Source organism: Cytobacillus firmus (assembly GCF_023657595.1).
GTDB lineage: Bacteria > Bacillota > Bacilli > Bacillales > Cytobacillaceae > Cytobacillus > Cytobacillus firmus_B.
In genome coordinates, this window is the sequence record NZ_CP098323.1 from 1057453 (window position 1) to 1076380 (window position 18928).

The window sequence follows — 18928 nt, forward strand, 5'->3', positions numbered from 1 at the left end:
ACATTTTATACATAATAGAGGTATTTGTATTAAACTGGAAGAGTTTCAGCGAAATGACAGCTTACAAAGTGATTATTAACAAGCTCCCTAAGGGGAGGTTCCTCCTGTTTGCATTTTTCTGCAGCAAAAGGACAGCGTGTATGGAACCTGCAGCCTCCAGGAGGATCAATTGGTGATGGTACATCTCCTTTTAATATTACACGGTCCCTTTTTAAAGTTGGATCCGGGACTGGAATAGACGAGAGAAGCGCTTTTGTATAAGGGTGGAGCGGAGAATCGAACATTTCTTTTTTCTCTGCAATCTCGACCACTTTACCCAGATACATCACCATAACCCTGTCTGAAATATGCCTGACGACACTAAGGTCATGAGAGATAAAAAGAAAGGTCAATTTAAACTGCTTTTGCAGCTTCTTTAATAGATTGAGAATTTGTGCCTGGATAGATACATCCAGGGCAGATACAGCTTCATCACAAATGATTAATTTCGGATTGACGGCCAATGCTCTGGCGATCCCAATACGCTGGCGCTGGCCGCCGCTGAATTCATGCGGATATCTGTCAAGCGCTTCTGGAGGAAGTCCAACATAGCCCAGCAGTTCCAGCATTCTTTCCTTTCGCTTTGATTTTTCAACCACGTTCTGAATGGCCATGGCTTCATTCAAAATTTGCTTCACCGTTTGACGGGGATTAAGAGAAGCAAAAGGATCTTGAAATATTACCTGCAAATCACCTCTAAGTTTTCTCATATCCTTTTTATTTAGCGTTAAAATATCTTTCCCCATATAAAGAACCTTTCCGTCAGTAGGTTCATCAAGCCTTAAAATGGCACGTCCGGTTGTTGATTTCCCGCAGCCTGACTCCCCGACTATACTTAATGTTTCACCCTCAAAAAGCTCAAATGAAATATCGTCTACCGCCTTTACATATGTCTTTGGCTTGAAGATAGAGTCCTTTTTAACCGGGAAATATTGTTTTAATTGATCTACCTGCAGGATGATATTTTTTTCTGCGGCCGTGTTCATATTAGACAACCCCTTCTTTCTCTCTTTTGCCAGTCCACTTGTCGGTGTATTTCCAGCATCTTACTTTACTATCATCAGAATAGGCAACAAGATCAGGCTGTTGTGCAGCACATATATCTTCTGCATAAGGGCATCTAGAGGCGAAACGGCAACCGGCAGGCATATTGTAAGGGCTTGGGACACTGCCATCTATCGTAATTAATTCTTCCTGATCTTCATGGATTTTAGGCAATGAGTTCAATAAACCTTGGGTATACGGGTGCTTTGGAGCAGCAAATATTTGCTCTGTGGAAGCATGCTCGACTATATTGCCGGCATACATTACGGCTACCTTATCACAAGTTTCTGCCACTACCCCCAAATCATGGGTGATCATAATTACACCCATTCCGATCTTTGTTTGCAGCTCTTTAATCAGCTCCAATATTTGTGCTTGAATCGTAACATCCAAGGCTGTCGTAGGCTCATCTGCTATTAATACCTCAGGTGTACATGCAAGAGCCATTGCAATCATGACACGCTGGCGCATCCCGCCGCTCAATTGGAATGGCTCTTGTTTCGCCCGTTTTTCAGGAGAGGGGATTCCAACCATCTTCAGCATTTCAACTGATTTATCCCATGCAGCTTTTTTTCCCATCTTTTGGTGCAGCCTTAAAGCTTCTGCAATTTGCTCTCCAACCGGGATTACAGGATTTAAGGAGGTCATTGGCTCCTGAAAAATCATAGATATTTCATTCCCGCGAATTTTTCTCATTTCATCCTCTGGCATTGTTACTAAATCTCTTCCTTTAAAAAGAACGGAACCACCGGCAATTTTTCCCGGAGGAGAAGGAATAAGGCGGAGAATGGAGAGGGAGGTCATACTTTTCCCGCATCCGGATTCCCCAACAATTCCCAGCGTTTCCCCTTTATGCAGTGTAAAATCGATGCCATCAACCGCTTTGCTGACTCCCCGCTTTGTTGTGAAGTGGGTTTTTAACCCTTTTACTTCAAGTATTGGCTTGTTTATTTCTTTCATGTCCAGTCACCACCCCTAACTAATTTAGTTCAATGCGTTTATTGAAGAACCGATAAAAGACATCTACGAATAAATTCACAACTACGAAAATAAGTGAGGCAAATAATACTCCTCCCTGGACCATTGGCAAATCACGCATTCGGATTGCATCGACAATCATTCTTCCAAGGCCATTAATAGCAAAGATCGATTCCACCAATACGGTACCTCCAAGGAGTGCGCCAAACTGCAGGCCCACAACCGTGATCACTGGTATCAGTGCATTTCTTAATGCATGTTTAGAAATAATGATTCGCTCGCGAAGCCCTTTTGCACGTGCTGTACGAATATAATCCTGGCGGATAACTTCCAGCATGCTCGACCTGGTCATCCTTGCGACAATTGCTGCTCCTCCTGCTCCAAGGGTTATAGCCGGCAAGATGACATGGAGCAGACTGTCCCATCCTGCTACAGGCAAAATTTGAAGCTTAACAGAGAAGAAATACATAAGCATGAGGCCAAACCAGAAGCTTGGAAGTGAAATTCCTAAGAGCGCAACAAGCATGACGCTGACATCGGTCAAAGAATAAGGTTTAACAGCTGAAATAATACCTGCTGCCATTCCCAGCACAATTGTGATAATGATGCTAAAGAAGGCGAGTTCAATCGTAATTGGCAGTCTTACCAATATTTCATCAAGAACCGGCTGGCTGTTTTTTAAGGAGACGCCTAAATCCCCCTTAAACACATTTGTTAAGTATTCGAAGTATTGGATATATAAAGGCTGGTTTAATCCAAGCTGTTCACGAATAGCTTCAATCGTTTCTTTTGAGGCTCCTTCACCGGCAAGAAGTACTGCAGGATCCCCTGGAACGAGCTGCATAATGAAGAAGACAACAAAAGTAACTCCAATAATAACCGGGATCGTCTGTAAAATCCGGCGTAATATAAACATCAGCATAGATGTAACCTCCTCAAAGCTTTTATTTTTTCATGCGGGGATCAAAAGCATCACGTAAGCCATCACCAAAAATATTAAATCCAAGGACGAGGATGGAAATAGCGAGACCAGGGAACAGGGCAATATACGGTGCAGAGAATAAGAAATCCCTCCCGCTGCTGAGCATGGTTCCCCATTCAGGTGAAGGCGGCTGTGCCCCAAGTCCAAGAAATGATAATCCAGCTGCTGACAGAATGGCAGTAGCTAAACGCAGAGTCCCTTGAACAATAATAGGTGATAGAATGTTCGGGAAAATATGCTTGAAAATAATGACAAAATCAGAGGCACCAAGCGATCGGATTGCATCAATATACTCAAGGCGCTTTACTTCTAAAGTAGATCCGCGGACAATCCTGGCAAATAAAGGTACAGAAAAAGCCCCTACTGCTATGGTCACATTAATCAGACTTGGACCCAATGCTGCAATAATGGCCAGGGCAAGAAGAATTCCTGGGAATGCGAGCATAACATCCATCATCCTCATGATAATGGTGTCAACCCATTTGCCATAAAACCCGGCCACAAGGCCAAAAATAATTCCGAAAAATGCTCCGAATAACACAGCAGCAAAGCCGACCCCCATTGATAGCCTGGAACCATAAAGAATCCGGCTTAAAATATCTCTTCCTTTATCATCTGTTCCCATCCAATGGTCTGCAGATGGTGGAGTCAGCTTATTTTCCAAATCAATTTCGTATGGGCTATATGGAGCCAGCAGCGGTGCAAATGCCGCCATTAACAGATAAACAAAAATAATAATGGCCCCAGCCAGTGCAGCTTTATTTTGCATCAATATAGAAAGAAAATCTTTTATTCTAGACTCCTTAGTGCTGATCAATGTCTTTACAGCTATTTCCGGCTGCTCCGTTTTTACTTGAACTGTCATCTTATTTCCCCCCTAATAGATTTTTTTACTAGTACTAAAATGTAAATCGATATTCCTCCTTTCAAAAGAAAGAGTGAATTGCAAACGTTTAGTTAAAATTATCAAAATTACCTGTAAAGTAAATATTTTTTAAAACAGTTGTCAAAATATTTAAAAATAAGGTAAATATTCTGTAAATATCTGAATGCATCATCTTCTATAATGCAGATAAGCATTTACGGAGGGACGGTGAACATTGACTTTACTATCGGAATTATTTATTAAAAAAGGGGAGAGAAAAATGGAGAAAGATAGAAAGCACTTTCGAAAGGGAATGCTAATGATTTTCCTATGCTTAATGATGCTGCTGTCAACAGCATGTTCTACACAAACAAAAAAAGAGCAGGCAGCTGGCAATGAATCCGAGGGTAAAAAGGATGGCGGCACCTTAACAGTTGTCCGTTTATCAGATGCAACAAAATTAGATCCTCACTTTATAACAGATATACCTTCAGCAAATATAATTTATCAAAAAGTATATGAAACTTTAGTGGAACCAGATAAAGATATGAACATTCAGCCGCTGCTGGCAACAGAATGGAATGTCATTGATGATACGACCTGGGAGTTTAAACTAAAAGAAGGCGTAACCTTTCATGACGGTACACCGTTTAACGCTGAGGCTGTGAAGGCCACATTTGACCGTTTACTGGATCCAAACACCGGGTCTCCTCAGCGTGAGAAATTCGCGATGATTAATGAAGTAAAAGTAATTGATGAGTACAAAATACAATTATTGCTTGATTATCCATATGCTCCGCTGCTTTCTATTCTTGCAAGCAGCGAAGGAAGCATCATGAGTCCAAAGGCGCTGGCCGAAAACCAGGAGACGCTTGCAGAGAAACCTGTTGGTACAGGCCCGTTTGTTTTTAAAGAATGGAAGACTGGACAGGAAATTTCCTTGGAGAAAAATGAAAACTATTGGGGAGAACAGCCAAGTATTGATGAGGTTGTTTTTAAGGTTGTTCCTGAAGACGCGACTCGGCTGGCTATGATTGAAACTGGGGAAGCACATATTAATGATCAGGTGCCTGTTACAGAAATTGAGAGAATTGAGGCTTCTGAATCAATGGGACTTCTCCGTGCTGAGGGGCTTGCAGTTGAATACATCGGATTTAACACCAAGAAAAAGCCATTGGATGATGTTAAAGTCCGCAAAGCAATCAGCCATGCCGTTGAGAGAGAAGCAATCATTAAAGGGGTTTACAACAATGTGGGGACACTTGCTAATGCTGCGATGAGTCCAAAAGTGTTTGGCCACAGTGAAAATGTTAAGCCTTATGATTATGATTTAAATGAAGCAAAGAAATTGCTAAAAGAAGCAGGATATGAAAACGGGCTTAAGCTTAAGTTACTGACAAGTGATAGAAAAGAACGCATCAATATGGCTGAAGTTATTCAATCGCAATTAAAGGGAATTGGCGTTGAGGTAGATATTCAGGTAATGGAATATGGTGCATATATCGATACAATCGATAAATCTGAGCATGATTTGTTTATCGGGGGATGGGGAAATGCCACTGGAGATGGAGATTATAACCAGTATAATCTATTCCATACGGCATCACAGGGACCTCCCGGAAACCATTTCTATTACAGCAACCCTGAGGTAGACAAAATCATTGAAGAAGCACGCAGAGAGACTGACGAAGCAAAGCGGAAGGATCTTTATGAGAAAGTGATGCAAATGGAATTAGAGGATGCGGTCTATATACCAATCCGAAACTATGAACATATGGCTGCGCACAGCAAAAACGTAAGCGGCTTTTGGCTCAATGCTGCCAATTATTTAATGATTGATGAAGCAGTCATTAAATAAATAGAAGTTAAAGAGTGAAACGGAAAAGTACTTTTGAAGCAAAAGTACTTTTCCTTCATCTTCAATACTAAGGGGGAATCAGAATGACAGCTCAATGGATCACAAATGTTCGGCTGGAAACAGGATTCATCAGCGAAAATGAACAAATTACAGGCACAAGCACAGAAATTTGCCACTTGAAAATCGAAGATGGGAAAATTGCAGAAATTTCACAGCTTGCCCCAGATTCTAATGAAAGCCAGCTTGATGCAAAACAGAAGCTTCTGCTTCCTTCTTTAAGAGATATGCACATTCATATTGACAAAACCTATTATGGCGGGCCCTGGAAAGCCTGTACACCGATCACGAATGGCATTTTCACTAGATTAGAAGAGGAAAAGGAGCTATTGCCAAAGCTTCTCCCAACCGCACAAGAACGTGCTGAGAAAATGATAGAGCTGTATTTAAAAAATGGCCATACCCACATTCGCACACATTGTAATGTTGACCCTGTAATAGGCCTGAAAAACTTGGAAGCTACTGTCAATGCACTAAAGAAATATGAAGATGTCCTTACATATGACATTGTTGCGTTTCCGCAGCATGGACTGCTGAGAAGCGGTTCTGTCCAGTTAATTCGGGATGCTATGAAAAATGGTGCCACGTTAGTAGGCGGGGTTGATCCAGCTACCGTGGACAGAAACATTGAAAAGTCCCTGCACACCATATTTGAAATCGCAGCAGAGCATAATAAGGGAGTCGATATCCATCTTCATGATCCTAACTCATTGGGAGCTTTTACATTCGAGAGAATGGCAGATTATACAAAAGAAGCAGGCATGGCAGGAAGAGCAACCATTAGCCATGGAATTGCTTTAGCTGACTTGTCCGAAGATGCATTGGCTGGGATGGCGGCAATATTGAAAGAGCAGGAAATTGACGTGACCACTACCATTCCAATTAATCGTACCACTATTCCGGTTCCTGCCCTTGATCGTTATGGTATTCCCGTTTCAGTCGGCCATGACAGCATCACCGATCACTGGTCCCCGTTCGGAACAGGAAACACCATACAGAAACTGGGGACACTTGCGGAAAGGTTCCGAATGATTGATGAATATTCTTTATCATCAGTCTTGAAGTTTGCAACTGGCGGGATTACTCCTCTGAATAAAGCTGGTGAAAGGGTTTGGCCAAAAGTAGGCGATGATGCAACGATGATGCTTGTTGATGCGGCATGTTCAGCAGAGGCAATTGCAAGACGAGCACCGGTTGAGGCATTATTTTTCAAGGGCAGGAAGGTTGAAAGCAAACGAAGTGAGAAAAACCTGATAAATTCATAGCTTAAGAGCAAAAAGGAGGATATACAGTGTCAACTTCCCATTGGTTAACAAATATAAAGCTTGAAACAGGATATCTTCAGGATGACAAGGGAGCTTATACCACAACAACAGAACTCTTTCATTTAAAAATTGAAGATGGAAAAATCATAGAAAAACAGGGCAGCACTTATAAAATTTCCGATAATGAAAAAAAGGTGGACGGAAGAGGATTTCTGGCACTGCCATCTTTTAAAGAAATGCACAACCATCTTGATAAGACCTATCTATCTCTTGATTGGAAGGCATGCAGGCCGGTCAAAAACTTAGAGGAACGTTTACGGTATGAAGCAATGGAGCTTGAGGAATTGGCGCCTACAGCCAAACAGCGGGCAAGCAAAATGATTGAGCTTCTCCTTTCTAAGGGGTCAACTCATATTCGTACCCATGTTAATATTGATCCTTATATTGGCTTAAAGAACCTGGAGGGCGTAAGAGAAGCTCTAGAAGACTATTCCGACAAACTGACATACGAAATTGTAGCTTTCCCTCAACACGGTCTTTTAAGGGAACATGTAATTCCTCTCATGAAAGAAGCGATGAGATCTGGCGCCAGCATTGTAGGCGGTCTTGATCCTGCAGGAATTGACCGCAACATTGAAAAGTCACTTTATGAAGTTATGAATCTGAGTACAGAATTTGATGCAGATATAGATATCCATTTACATGATGGCGGACATGCTGGATTATATACTATTGATAAATTTGCTGAAATGATAGAAGAAGCCAAGTGGCACAATCGTGCTGCTGTAAGCCATGCATTTTGTTTAGGGGAAGTACCAGTGCCGCAAGCAGAAGAAATGGCGGAAAGATTGAATGGGCTTGGAATGTCGATCATGTCCACTATTCCTATAACAAAATCTCTTCCGCCAATTGAACTCTTGGACAGGAAAGGTGTAAATGTTTTTCTGGGCTGTGATGGGTTCTATGATTCCTGGGGACCTTTCGGGAATGGAGATCTGCTGGAAAAAGTAACGAGATATGGTGAACTTTATCGCAAGAGCGATGAAGTTTCTCTGGCACAATCATTAAAATGGGCCACTGGGGGTCCTGTTCCATTAAACAAGGATGGAGAGATGAGTTGGCCGCTTGAGGGAGAAGAAGCAAACTTGGTGCTAGTCAATGCTTCGTGTTCGGCAGAAGCTGTTGCGAGAACACCTGAAAGAGAAGCGGTCATTTTTAGAGGGAAAGTGGTCGCAGGGCAGCTGACATAGAGCGTTTCTGGTATAAATACCATATTTTACGGAGGATCATATGTTAAAAATGGATGATAGCCTTGTGTTATTCGCAGCAGCAGAAAATGGTGACCTTGAATGTTTGAAAGCCTGTATAGAGAGCGGCATTAATATTAATCTGCGAGATAAGAAAAAACGAACGGCCATTTTGATTGCTTCAATAAATAAGCATTATGATTTGGTTCAATTTCTGGCGGAGTCCGGAGCAGACATTAATCTTCAAGATCAAACCAGCTTAAACCCCTTTTTATATGGATGCATTCATGGAGATTTGAAGTTAGTAAAAATGATGATTAGCGCTGGGGCTGATATTAATCTTTTAACGAGATTTGGCGGAGTGGGTATTACTCCAGCCTGCGAAAAGGGACATTTAGAAGTAGTTCGGGAGCTTTTAACATCTACAGATATGAACGTAAATCATACCAATTATTGCGGATGGACACCTTTGATTGAAGCCATTGTTTTGAATGATGGAGGAGAAACCCAGCAGGCCATCATAAAGCTATTGCTTGAATACGGGGCCGATACAAGTCTAACAGACCAATATGGTGTGAAGCCGATTGAGCTTGCCAGAAGAAAAGGATACAAAGAAATAGAGGATATTTTATTTACCGCTGGTATAATGTAATTGCATAGTTTTTAGGTAAGAAATCCCTTTCTGTTTTAATAGCGGAAAGGGATTTCTTTTGGTTTATATAGATGTCCCCGAAAGATTAAATCCCTGAGCAGCGGCAGCATGCAATGCAAGAGTATAGTAAGTACCCGCAAGAAAACTAAAGTTTAAAAGTTTTATTAAGCAGGGAAGATATAGGAAGGGATATTCAAATAATTCCGAAGACAGTATGTTAACATCAAGTATAAGGACATATTTAATTAAAGGAGGAAATGCGATGAATACAGATATCCAAAAAGAAGAAAACCGGTTTTTTATGAATGATGAAGAAGGGAATATGATAGCAGAAATTACGTATATTCCAAGCGGTGATTCTGTCATAACCATAGACCATACATATGTAAGCGACTCCCTGCGCGGACAGGGAATTGCAGGAAAGCTTCTGGAAAGCGTCGTTCAGGAGGCACGCAGCAAGGGATATAAGATTGTGCCTGCCTGCTCATATGCCAAAGCTGTTTTTGACCGAAAGAGCGAATATCAGGATTTGCTGCAAACTAAAGGAGGTTTTCTGAATGGACGCAAAAAGAATGAATGTAAATGGAACAGCCATTTCATACTATGATGAAGGCAAAGGGGAGCCGCTTGTATTGCTGCATGGATTTTGCGGCAGCAAAGATTATTGGGCAAGGGTGATTCCATTATTGGCAGAGGACTTTCGCGTCATTGCGGCCGATCTTCCGGGGCATGGAGAGTCAGGACTGCCAGAGGGTGAACCCTCTATTGAAAAGATGGCAGAAGCAATCAAAGGGGCTATAGATGAGCTGGAACTTGATAAAGTATCTCTTTTCGGCCATTCATTGGGCGGCTATGTAACCCTTGCATTTGCGGAAGCCTATGAGGAAAAGCTGAAATCCTTTTCCCTTATCCATTCAACAGCCAGCCCGGATTCTGAAGAAGGGAAAAAAGGAAGGGATGTAGCAGCCGGTAAGATCGATAAAGAGGGTGTGGAATCTTTTATAGATGGACTGGTGCCGAAGCTTTTTGCACCAGGAGAGAAACATCCGGACGAAATTCAAGTTGCAAAAGAAATTGGCTATCGTACAAGTGCTGAAGGTGCAAAGGCTTCCTTGAAAGCGATGAAACAGCGTGAGGACCGCAGTCATGTTTTGAAAAGTACAAAGCTGCCAGTATTAATTGTGGCTGGAGACCAAGACCAGATTGTTCCTCCGGAAAAATCATTTGCAGTTGAAGGATCTAACATCAAGCAGGTGACCATTAATGGTGCTGGGCACATGAGCATGTACGAAGCACCGGAAGAACTTGCAGAGGCTATCCGCTTGTTTTTGAAAGAGTAAGCAGTCTCTGTTTTGGAGCGCACATAAAATTTTTTATCCGCACATAAATTTGTGTTATCCGCACACAAAAAATCTTATCCGCACATAAATTGGCGTTATGCGCACATAAAGCTCTCACTGTGCCATCAAATTAATCATTTTTGCGATTGAAATATAGAAAAAAGCTCCTTTTCAAGCCGAAAAGGAGCTTTTGCTTATTTGAAAATAACTGAAATAATCTCGTCCGTCGTCATTCCGCTTTCTATTTCAAACGTGCCGGGACGCAGATCATTCTCAAGACCGCGTTTTTCTACATCTTTATAGAATTGGATGCCGCTTTCAATTATATGCGCTTTTTCAAGCGCGTTCCCCACATCAATGCTGGTCATTCCCATTGATACGGTTAAAATAGTCCGGTAAACAACTTTTTCGCCGGTCTTGTCATCGGTTTTCTTTTCGGTTTTATCCTCTTTTTTCTCGCTGGACTTTGCGGCAGCAGCAAGCTGTTTGCTCCATTCGTCTTCTGTGTTGATGACGTAGCCTTTAGATGCCAGCAGGTCAATCATTTCTTCATCTGACAGCTTTTCCACTTTCTCTGCTTTATCCGATGGTTTTTCAGTGCTCTTGGCTTCAGAAGGTCCAAATAGATAGACACTTCCCGTCAAAATGGCAGCCGCTAAAAGGCCTGCTGCAAAACTGCGCAAGGAATTTGGTGTCATTGGGCAACCATACTCCTTTCACCCTTGTTCGCTGAATAAGGCAAGAGCATCAGATCAACCTCGTTAGGCGTAAGCTGTTTTTTTAATGCAATGCTTTCATTGGAATATCCGCGTTTATGCATATCCAGTACTTCGCGAAGCAGCAATCTTTCTTCTGATGGCCCGCTCATAGCTCCTGATTGCTTCGCCGTAATCTCTGCGTCCAATTCAATATTTCTGATTTGCTGCTGAAGCTCATGAATTTCATTTTTTAGTGTAAAAGTAACCTGATCAATTTGCTGCTCAATATTTGATTTTGACTGCGCCGTTTTTAAAAACGATAAAATGAGCAGCACGACTGCTGAACCAAATAATATGGCAATTACCCATCCCATCCTAAAATCCTCCCTTATGTAAACACTTTTTTTCTCGGTATCTATTTTTTTACCAAACTAAATTATACCTTTATTGCCGGGGGATTTCGAATGATAACCTCAAAATAACACGATAGTCCTGTTTTTATGCCAGAAAAAGGTGCGGATGGTAAATCTTATTCCTTATAAAAGCCCGGGCCATTCAGGACCGGGCTTCCATTTGTTCAGTTTTCTTTCTGCAGCTGTGCGCGTTTGGCGGCATGCAGAATGTCTTCGATGGGAGAGACTCTCCCGAATTTATCTTTATGGACAATATGTTTTCTTTCAAATTGGGTGGGATTATCAATTCCTGCCGCTGCCGCCAGATTGTATAACCCTTCTCTGAGCGAAATGACATAGTTGCATACCCGGTAATGCTTTTCCTCAACAATTAATCCATCCTGAAGCTTTTTGTCGGTTGTCGCCACCCCTGCCGGGCAGTGATTGGTATGGCAGACACCGGCCATAATGCAGCCGACGCTGATCATAAAACCGCGGGCAATATTGACCAGATCCGCTCCCATTGCAAGAGCTATGGCAATTTTATCAGGAGTGATTAATTTACCGGAAGCGATAATTTTCACACGGTCCCGTACCCCATACTCCCTCAGCATTTCATCGACAACTGTCAGGGCTGATTGGATAGGGAGCCCCACACTGTCCGCAAGCTCCTGATAAGTCGCCCCTGTTCCGCCTTCACCGCCATCCACTGTGATGAAATCCGGGCCTTTGCCGCTCTCCTTCATATAGGAAATCATGTTTTCAAGAGCATCCAGGTCACCTACCACAATTTTCATGCCGACAGGCTTTCCGCCAACACTTCTGAGCTCCTCTATAAAATCGAACATGGAAGGGACATTATCAAATTCATAGAAACGGTTTGGACTGTTAATAGTTTTGCCGACTTCGACAAGCCGGATACTGGCGATTTCTTCGGTTACTTTTTCGCCTTCCACATGGCCGCCGCGGGTTTTCGCACCCTGTGCAAGCTTTAGTTCAAAGGCCTTGACCTCAGGGATTTCACTTTTCTTTTTAAATTCTTCCCATGAAAATTCCCCATTGGCCTTTCGGACACCGAACATATCAGGGCCGATTTGCATAATGATGTCCGGGCTGCCGGCCAAATGATACTGAGACAGGCCGCCTTCACCGGTATTCATCCAGGTTCCTCCTGCAAGGCCAAGCCCTTTGGAAAGGGCCGTGATGGCTTTTTCACCGAGGGATCCATAGCTCATGGCCGATTGTCCAACAAGACCCTTAACCCTGAATGGCTGCCGGCAGCTTTTTTCTCCCAGCACAACCGCATCTTCATCCCGAAGATAGTAAGGATCAGCCAATTTTTCTTCGCTGTGCTCCTTTCTTGAAAAAAGATTATCCCCATCGACCTTATAGACACGTGTGTTTATTTTTCTTGTATTATCCACCTTCATTTCATCAACCAGTTTTGGGAACAGGGTGTTTCGTATATAAAAGCCTTCTTCGTCAAAATTTCTTATCGATCCGAAGCCTATTAGTCTTTCTTTGTATTTGCCGGCTTTGACAACATCCTGGTATTCCTTTCTGGAAAAAGGCTTGCCTTCTGTATCATTATTGAACAGGTACTGTCTTAGCTCAGGCCCCACATTTTCTGCGAAGTACCGCACCTTCCCGATTACCGGGAAGTTCCTAAGTATGGAGTGCTGTTTCTGCCTGTCATCTTTTATATACCAATAAATAAATAGAATGACAGGGACAAAAATAACCAATGAGATAAATACGAATAATGCAATGACAAGGTAATCTGTTAAACTCATTTTATCCTCCTTCTATTAAAACATGCTTAGGGCTTCACTGATAGGGGTGTCTCCCGAGGCTGCTTCAATGGTCGAATGAAAGACCGCTTCCTGGTTAAGGGACTCTACCAGAACTTCAGCAGCGTCCTCGCGCGGTATCTCAGCCTTTCGGTCATGGATTTTCTTCGACAGGGTAATGGCTCCGTTCCCGGGATTGTCCGTTAATTGGCCAATCCGAACCACTGTGTATACTAGATTGGCAGTTTTGAGCATATCCTCCGGAAGATCCTTCGCCGCAATTTTGCGGGAAGGGTCTGTTTCGCTTTCCTCCGCTTTAACTGCACTCATCATCACAAATCTCCTGACATTTGATTTTTGTGCCAATTGGATGATGTCGGATATAGATTGGTGATCGACCATAACGGTTTTGCCTGTATGTTTTTTAGGATTGACGCCTGTCAAGTAAATCACGGCATCTGATGCCTGCAGATAGGGGATCAGCTTTTCCTCGTCATAAACAATTGCCTGTGCTGCTCCCAGCTTGATCAGATCTTCCATTTGGTTTTCCTTTGCCGCAACGGCAAGAGCTTCATGCTTCCTGTCAGCGAGCTTCCTGATTACATGCTCACCGACATCTCCATTGGCACCGATTACAATCACCTTCATGCTAACGCCTCCTTTTTTACCTTTTTTCCACAAGGGGTTTATTTAAAACCAAAATCAGGCAAACAAAAAAGCGGCCCATTAAGTGGACCGGCTGGTTTTACTATAATCGTTATGTGGCTCAGACGGCTCACTGCATATAAAATAAAGCTCCATCCTTTGCGGATGAAGCTTTGCCGTTTATGCCAGCCGTTTGAAATTCTGGCCGAGTATTTCATTCATCGTGTGTACTGTGATAAATGCTTTATTGTCAACCTGGGTAATATAGCTTTTCAGCTTAGTAAAATCTTTTCTGCCCAGGATGGTTGTAATGACTTCTTTTTTATCTGAAGTGAAGGCACCGGTTGCCGTGTGAATGGTTGCACCCTTCCCCAATTCATGAACTATAAAGGTTTTAATTTCATCACTGTGGTGGCTGATAATCACAATTTCCTTATTTGAATTGAATTGCTGAAGTGCATAATCAATCACAAATCCATTAATAATGACTCCAAAAAAGGCATACATGCCGACTTGCGGCCCAAATAGAACGGCGGAAGACAGGGCAATGGCTAAATCAGCCAGAAGCACTCCTCTGCCAACTTCAATATTTAAATATTTATTAAAAATCATAGCGATGATATCTGTACCGCCAGTGGAGGCCTGCTGGTTAAACACAATCGCCATGCCGGTTGCGGCGATGCATTGCCCGATGATCAGCTGAATAAGCAAGTCATCACTAAGCGGCTGAGCCATCGGGGCGAACTTCTCAAGCGCCCATACATAAAAGGACAATGCAAAGCTTGCATAAATGGTTTTTGCCCCAAAACCAGATCCAAGAAAAACAAACCCAACTGCAAACAATATCAAATTGACAAGAATCATGAATGTACCGATTGAGAAATCTGGAAATACATCATTCATGATAATCGACAATCCGCTGACCCCTCCAGTTGCTAAATTATTGGGGGATAAGAAAAAATGGACATTTATAGAAACCAGGAAAGCTCCCAGGTTGATCATCATAAAAGAAAACAGTTTTTGCCGCATCGCCGCAACCTCCTTTATTATAGTTTTTTTCGGATTCCGTAAAAAGCGGAACAACGGGATTATAAAGCCCATCAAGACCCTTTGTAAAGGGAATGAGAGGAAAAAAATAAGGTTTAATAATTAAGAAAATTGGAAGGGTTCGCAAAAGTGGATGCTATTATCTATTTTTGTTTAATTCTTATATAATAGTTATGACTAGCATGAGCACGAAAGGATGTAAGAAATCTTGAAAAATAGAAAGCTTATTGTCATTCCCATTATGATACTTGTAGCCGGGGCTGCCATGTGGATGCTGAATAAGGATTACCAGCAGATTGATCTGATGATCCGCTTGATGATAGCAGCCGGTGCAGCACTATTATCAGGTGTTATCTCCTATTTTTTATTCAAGCCGGAAAAAGAAGAACAATAAAGTGAAACTTCAATCAGTGGGGGTTTTCCTTATCCCCCACTGATTGTTAGTCGCGTTCTAGTGTCGCTAAGATCTCCGCTAGCGCTTCGATCAATCGACACTACGTACCCGATTGGTTCAACTAAGCCTCTGCCTGCGCGTCGGCAAGTTTCACTGTATCTCACCAATCGGGCCTTTACATTATAAAGCGAGGCGACTTGCCTTGGGGTGACAAGCATAAGACGAGCAGATGGAGGGGAGTGCTTTTCTTCCCATCAGCTGATTGGCTTATGACCTCGAGCCCCTAGGAGCCGCAGCTAGATTGGGCAGTTTGACCCCCGCTTATCCTCCTTTGATTCTTCTGAGTCTTGAAGTGGGGGTCTTACTGCCCGTTAGACTGCGATAAAATGCCTGCTCCCTGGATAGGGGACAGGCATTTCTTTTTTGGGGAACTTTTACCATTCTGATGCGTATATAAGCTGAAGGGAGCTGATGAAGGTGAACCATGTTAAAGAATGCCCGAGATGCAAAGGGACAGAATTTGCAGAAGGCACTGACTATGTGGCAGTCAGGCCATTGAATAAAAAACTTTCAACTGGATCTCTGAAGATCTTTCGCTTTTGTTTAAGCTGCGGGGAGATTGTATCTATCAGAGTTGAAAATCCTGGCAAGTTTAGAAGCAAGTGACGGAAAAAGAGGCGGGATGAAGCCGAAAAAGAGGAAGCAGCGAGGAAAACGGTCGCCATAAACGCTCCATGACGCCGCACGTTTAGGCATTCCCCCGCCAGCCTCCTCACATTCTTATTTCTTCCGCTTAAGCAGCTGTAAATCAATGTACAGCTGGCATCTTGTATTAAAGTCGTCAAAATCGATTGAAGTCAGGTCAGTAATTTGTTTCATTCGGTATTTTAATGTATTGGTATGGATGAAAAGCTGTTCCGCTGTCGGCTTGAGGCGGCAGTTGTTCAATAAATAGACTTCAAGCGTCTTCAGCAGGCTGGTTTGGCTCTCCAGGTCTTTTTTCTGCAGCTTCATAAGATCTTCATTAACATAATTGGTCTTGCTGTTATGCTGGGCGATCGGTTCCAGGTAACGGAACACCCAGAGCTTTTTATATTCATAGGGCAGTTCTTCAGGCGAGCCAATGAATTTGGCGGCTTTGATGACCTCCAGGGCCTCTCGATAGCTTTTGCGAAGTTTGAGGATGGAGGAATACTCTCCTCCGATTCCCGCATACACAGTCTGCTGCCTGAATTGGCTTAGGACGGTATTGGTTAATTCGTGTGCGTCTTCTGAAAGGCTGCCGGGTGCAGGGGAGCTGCTGCCGATCATCACGATGATCTCATGCTGATTCGTAAAGATATAAGCAGGATGGCTGAGCGCATTAGCGAACAGCCGAACGGTTTCATTTAACTCTGCCAACATCTCTTCATCTCCCTGAAGGACCGTAAATACATTGATGATAAAGGCCTCCGGGAGGATGATTTTGACATTGGCAGCTTCCCACTTAATCTGATCTTCGGTCTGATACGTACGATCAATGATTTTTTGATAAAATTGATGTTTTTCTTCTTCTTTACGGAGCTTCTTCAGGTTTTTCTGATATAAAAGCTTTCCAATATGGAAGGAAACGTCATGCAGAAACTTCATTTCGCTTTCTGACAGGAAACCGTCCAATTCCTGAACCCAGATAAATCCAAGTATCTGCTCTTTATATTTAGCGCTTACAACTACACGCTGGTTAAGGCCGATTTCTTCCATCTTCTTAATTCTGAAAGGCTCAGGGATTGTCTTTAACTGGTCAACAATGCCTTCATCCATAAATTTCTCCAAAATGGGAATCGGCCATCTCTTCGAAAATATGGTCTGCTGGTTCGCCAAATCAAAATGCTCAATATAATACGAGCTATAAGCCAGCAGCGAGAATTGCTCATCCTCGATGACAACAGGCTTCTTCAAAAAAGTGCTGACCATTTCTGTAATCTCATCAATATCAGTCAAAGTAAGGATTTTCTCCAGCGGCTGGCTCATTAAGCTCCCTCCTCATTATTGCTGTTCTTATTATAGTGAAAAACGGTGACAGGCACCACCCGAATTTTGTGGTATAGAAAAAGGACCGGGCATTTTCTTAGCCCAGTCCTGATTAGTCTAGTTTATTTTAAGGATTTTTCAAAGTCTGCAAACTGTTTCTCAACTTCTGCAGATGGCTTCTCAGTCAGAAGACTCACCACGATGATGGCAATTAAGCTGGCAGCAAAGCCAGGGATCATTTCATAGAGGAAGTCGGATAATCCGGCTTGAGACCAAATGATGACGGTGCTGGCACCTATGATCATCCCTGCTAGTGCTCCCCATCTTGTCATGCGCTTCCAGTATAAGCTGAGAATGATAAGCGGTCCGAAAGCAGATCCGAAACCAGCCCAAGCATAACCCACAAGGTCCAGAATCGTTTCATTTTTCTCCCATGAGATAAATAATGCAATGACAGAAACCAGCAATACAGATAATCTTCCTATTGTAACCAATTCTTTATCTGTAGCTGAGCGGCGGAAGAATGTCTTATATAAATCTTCCGTTAATGAGCTTGATGTGACTAGCAGCTGTGATGAGATGGTACTCATGATAGCTGCAAGGATTGCCGAGATTAAAAAGCCTGTAATGATCGGGTGGAATAATACCTCGCCCAGGAGGATGAAGATCGTTTCGGGATCTTCGATGCTAATTCCGGTATCCGCCACATAAGCAATTCCGACAAAACCAGTCAGCATAGCGCCAATACTCGAGAAAATCATCCAGCCCATCCCAATGCGGGTGGCTTTTTTGATTTCTTTAACTGAACTGATAGCCATAAAGCGGACGATAATATGAGGCTGTCCAAAGTAGCCAAGGCCCCATGCAAAAAGGGAAACGATGCCTAATAGACTTGTCCCTTTAAAGATATCAAGGAAAGCTGGATTGATTGTTCTGGCAGTATCAATTGCCGGCCCAAATCCTCCTATATGGAAAAGGGTTACGATTGGTACAAGAATGAGGGCGAGAAACATAATCAAACCCTGAACAAAGTCTGTCCAGCTAACCGCAAGAAATCCTCCAAATAGTGTATACGCAACCACAACACCTGTAATGATCCATAAACCGGTGTGGTAATCCAGCCCGAAAGTGCTCTGGAATAAAACGCCCCCGGAAACCATGCCTGATGATACATAAAAGGTAAAGAAAATTAAGATAACTAATCCTGAAATCAGGCGGAGGATTTTGGAAGCATCCCCGAACCGGTTTTCTAAATAACCGGGAATCGTAATAGAATCATTGGCTACCTCAGTATACGTGCGGAGCCTTGGTGCCACATAGATCCAGTTTGCCCATGCCCCGAGAGTCAAGCCGATGACAATCCAGGAAGCGCTTAGGCCAGTGGCATACATGGCTCCTGGAAGGCCCATCAAAAGCCATCCGCTCATATCGGAAGCACCCGCACTTAAAGCGGTTACCGCAGGACCCAGTGTCCGTCCTCCGAGCATGTAATCTGATAGATTGGAAGTCCGTTTATACGCATAATAGCCAATCCAAAGCATTCCAATCATATACACGGTAATGGATATAATTAATGCATAATCCATTTTGTCAGCCTCCTTTTTGTTGGTTTAACAAAATATTTA

General features: G+C 42.8%; 18 protein-coding genes. 7 read left to right on the forward strand and 11 right to left on the reverse strand.

Annotation, left to right across the window (positions count from 1 at the left end; all coding sequences use genetic code 11):
• Positions 1–29 precede the first annotated feature (29 nt).
• Genes NAF01_RS05560 through NAF01_RS05575 form a run of 4 tightly spaced genes read right to left on the reverse strand, consistent with a single transcriptional unit; the run spans position 30 to position 3908 of the window.
• Positions 30–1025: an ABC transporter ATP-binding protein gene (locus NAF01_RS05560; protein ID WP_226619362.1), complete on the reverse strand. Its 996-nt coding sequence runs from the start codon at positions 1023–1025 to the stop codon at positions 30–32.
• A gap of 1 nt (position 1026) precedes the next feature.
• Positions 1027–2043 (reverse strand): ABC transporter ATP-binding protein, encoded by a 1017-nt coding sequence (locus NAF01_RS05565; RefSeq protein WP_048010380.1) that lies wholly within the window; start codon positions 2041–2043, stop codon positions 1027–1029.
• A gap of 19 nt (positions 2044–2062) precedes the next feature.
• On the reverse strand, positions 2063–2983 hold the full coding sequence (gene nikB / locus NAF01_RS05570; RefSeq protein ID WP_197214440.1) for a nickel ABC transporter permease: 921 nt from the start codon (positions 2981–2983) through the stop codon (positions 2063–2065).
• Between the two features lie 22 nt (positions 2984–3005).
• Positions 3006–3908, reverse strand: coding sequence for an ABC transporter permease (locus NAF01_RS05575; protein WP_226619361.1), 903 nt, complete (start codon positions 3906–3908; stop codon positions 3006–3008).
• 280 nt (positions 3909–4188) lie between these two features.
• Between NAF01_RS05575 and NAF01_RS05580 the strand changes: the two genes are divergently transcribed.
• The 6 genes from NAF01_RS05580 (at position 4189) to NAF01_RS05605 (ending at position 10327) form a co-directional block, all read left to right on the forward strand.
• The gene (locus tag NAF01_RS05580) at positions 4189–5766 is read left to right on the forward strand and encodes a glutathione ABC transporter substrate-binding protein (RefSeq protein ID WP_226619360.1); all 1578 of its coding nucleotides are present in this window, start codon (positions 4189–4191) and stop codon (positions 5764–5766) included.
• An 83-nt stretch (positions 5767–5849) separates the two neighbouring features.
• A complete protein-coding gene (locus NAF01_RS05585; RefSeq protein WP_226619359.1) occupies positions 5850–7088 on the forward strand; it encodes an amidohydrolase family protein in 1239 nt (412 codons plus the stop codon).
• A 26-nt stretch (positions 7089–7114) separates the two neighbouring features.
• Positions 7115–8338, forward strand: a complete 1224-nt coding sequence (locus tag NAF01_RS05590) for an amidohydrolase (RefSeq protein WP_226619358.1) — start codon at positions 7115–7117, stop codon at positions 8336–8338.
• A gap of 40 nt (positions 8339–8378) precedes the next feature.
• Positions 8379–8987 carry an ankyrin repeat domain-containing protein gene (locus NAF01_RS05595; protein WP_226619357.1) on the forward strand — a complete coding sequence of 203 codons (609 nt, stop codon included), beginning with the start codon at positions 8379–8381 and terminating at the stop codon, positions 8985–8987.
• A 262-nt stretch (positions 8988–9249) separates the two neighbouring features.
• The gene (locus NAF01_RS05600) at positions 9250–9594 is read left to right on the forward strand and encodes a GNAT family N-acetyltransferase (RefSeq protein WP_250801948.1); all 345 of its coding nucleotides are present in this window, start codon (positions 9250–9252) and stop codon (positions 9592–9594) included.
• Positions 9545–10327: an alpha/beta fold hydrolase gene (locus NAF01_RS05605; RefSeq protein ID WP_250801949.1), complete on the forward strand. Its 783-nt coding sequence runs from the start codon at positions 9545–9547 to the stop codon at positions 10325–10327. Before NAF01_RS05600 ends, NAF01_RS05605 begins: the two co-directional genes overlap by 50 nt.
• A gap of 194 nt (positions 10328–10521) precedes the next feature.
• On the opposite strand, the gene NAF01_RS05610 is transcribed toward NAF01_RS05605, so the two are convergent.
• The 5 genes from NAF01_RS05610 to NAF01_RS05630 all read right to left on the reverse strand — a co-directional run bounded on the left by NAF01_RS05610 (position 10522) and on the right by NAF01_RS05630 (position 14881).
• Positions 10522–11025 carry an endolytic transglycosylase MltG gene (locus tag NAF01_RS05610; RefSeq protein ID WP_163140264.1) on the reverse strand — a complete coding sequence of 168 codons (504 nt, stop codon included), beginning with the start codon at positions 11023–11025 and terminating at the stop codon, positions 10522–10524.
• Positions 11022–11399: a hypothetical protein gene (locus NAF01_RS05615; RefSeq protein ID WP_048010370.1), complete on the reverse strand. Its 378-nt coding sequence runs from the start codon at positions 11397–11399 to the stop codon at positions 11022–11024. The genes NAF01_RS05610 and NAF01_RS05615 overlap by 4 nt, the downstream gene beginning before the upstream one ends.
• A gap of 203 nt (positions 11400–11602) precedes the next feature.
• Positions 11603–13210, reverse strand: coding sequence for an FMN-binding glutamate synthase family protein (locus NAF01_RS05620; protein ID WP_197214448.1), 1608 nt, complete (start codon positions 13208–13210; stop codon positions 11603–11605).
• Positions 13211–13225: 15 nt separating this feature from the next.
• A complete protein-coding gene (locus tag NAF01_RS05625) occupies positions 13226–13855 on the reverse strand; it encodes an NAD(P)H-binding protein (RefSeq protein ID WP_226619354.1) in 630 nt (209 codons plus the stop codon).
• A gap of 177 nt (positions 13856–14032) precedes the next feature.
• Positions 14033–14881 (reverse strand): YitT family protein, encoded by an 849-nt coding sequence (locus tag NAF01_RS05630; RefSeq protein ID WP_226619353.1) that lies wholly within the window; start codon positions 14879–14881, stop codon positions 14033–14035.
• A gap of 226 nt (positions 14882–15107) precedes the next feature.
• Between NAF01_RS05630 and NAF01_RS05635 the strand changes: the two genes are divergently transcribed.
• Positions 15108–15293 (forward strand): hypothetical protein, encoded by a 186-nt coding sequence (locus tag NAF01_RS05635; protein ID WP_035326541.1) that lies wholly within the window; start codon positions 15108–15110, stop codon positions 15291–15293.
• 780 nt (positions 15294–16073) lie between these two features.
• Here NAF01_RS05635 and NAF01_RS05640 read toward each other — a convergent pair.
• Entirely contained in the window at positions 16074–17303 is a 1230-nt protein-coding gene (locus tag NAF01_RS05640) for a PucR family transcriptional regulator (protein WP_197205542.1), read from the reverse strand.
• A 122-nt stretch (positions 17304–17425) separates the two neighbouring features.
• On the reverse strand, positions 17426–18889 hold the full coding sequence (gene putP / locus NAF01_RS05645) for a sodium/proline symporter PutP (RefSeq protein WP_226619352.1): 1464 nt from the start codon (positions 18887–18889) through the stop codon (positions 17426–17428).
• Between the last annotated feature and the right edge of the window lie 39 nt (positions 18890–18928).

Coding starts and splice junctions, on each gene's coding strand:
- NAF01_RS05605 (WP_250801949.1), top strand. CDS start 9,545: ATGGACGCAAAAAGAATGAATGTAAATGGAACAGCCATTTCATACTAT.
- NAF01_RS05640 (WP_197205542.1), bottom strand. CDS start 17,303: ATGAGCCAGCCGCTGGAGAAAATCCTTACTTTGACTGATATTGATGAG.
- putP (WP_226619352.1), bottom strand. CDS start 18,889: ATGGATTATGCATTAATTATATCCATTACCGTGTATATGATTGGAATG.
- NAF01_RS05565 (WP_048010380.1), bottom strand. CDS start 2,043: ATGAAAGAAATAAACAAGCCAATACTTGAAGTAAAAGGGTTAAAAACC.
- NAF01_RS05610 (WP_163140264.1), bottom strand. CDS start 11,025: ATGACACCAAATTCCTTGCGCAGTTTTGCAGCAGGCCTTTTAGCGGCT.
- NAF01_RS05560 (WP_226619362.1), bottom strand. CDS start 1,025: ATGAACACGGCCGCAGAAAAAAATATCATCCTGCAGGTAGATCAATTA.
- nikB (WP_197214440.1), bottom strand. CDS start 2,983: ATGCTGATGTTTATATTACGCCGGATTTTACAGACGATCCCGGTTATT.
- NAF01_RS05585 (WP_226619359.1), top strand. CDS start 5,850: ATGACAGCTCAATGGATCACAAATGTTCGGCTGGAAACAGGATTCATC.
- NAF01_RS05595 (WP_226619357.1), top strand. CDS start 8,379: ATGTTAAAAATGGATGATAGCCTTGTGTTATTCGCAGCAGCAGAAAAT.
- NAF01_RS05615 (WP_048010370.1), bottom strand. CDS start 11,399: ATGGGATGGGTAATTGCCATATTATTTGGTTCAGCAGTCGTGCTGCTC.
- NAF01_RS05630 (WP_226619353.1), bottom strand. CDS start 14,881: ATGCGGCAAAAACTGTTTTCTTTTATGATGATCAACCTGGGAGCTTTC.
- NAF01_RS05625 (WP_226619354.1), bottom strand. CDS start 13,855: ATGAAGGTGATTGTAATCGGTGCCAATGGAGATGTCGGTGAGCATGTA.
- NAF01_RS05580 (WP_226619360.1), top strand. CDS start 4,189: ATGGAGAAAGATAGAAAGCACTTTCGAAAGGGAATGCTAATGATTTTC.
- NAF01_RS05620 (WP_197214448.1), bottom strand. CDS start 13,210: ATGAGTTTAACAGATTACCTTGTCATTGCATTATTCGTATTTATCTCA.
- NAF01_RS05600 (WP_250801948.1), top strand. CDS start 9,250: ATGAATACAGATATCCAAAAAGAAGAAAACCGGTTTTTTATGAATGAT.
- NAF01_RS05575 (WP_226619361.1), bottom strand. CDS start 3,908: ATGACAGTTCAAGTAAAAACGGAGCAGCCGGAAATAGCTGTAAAGACA.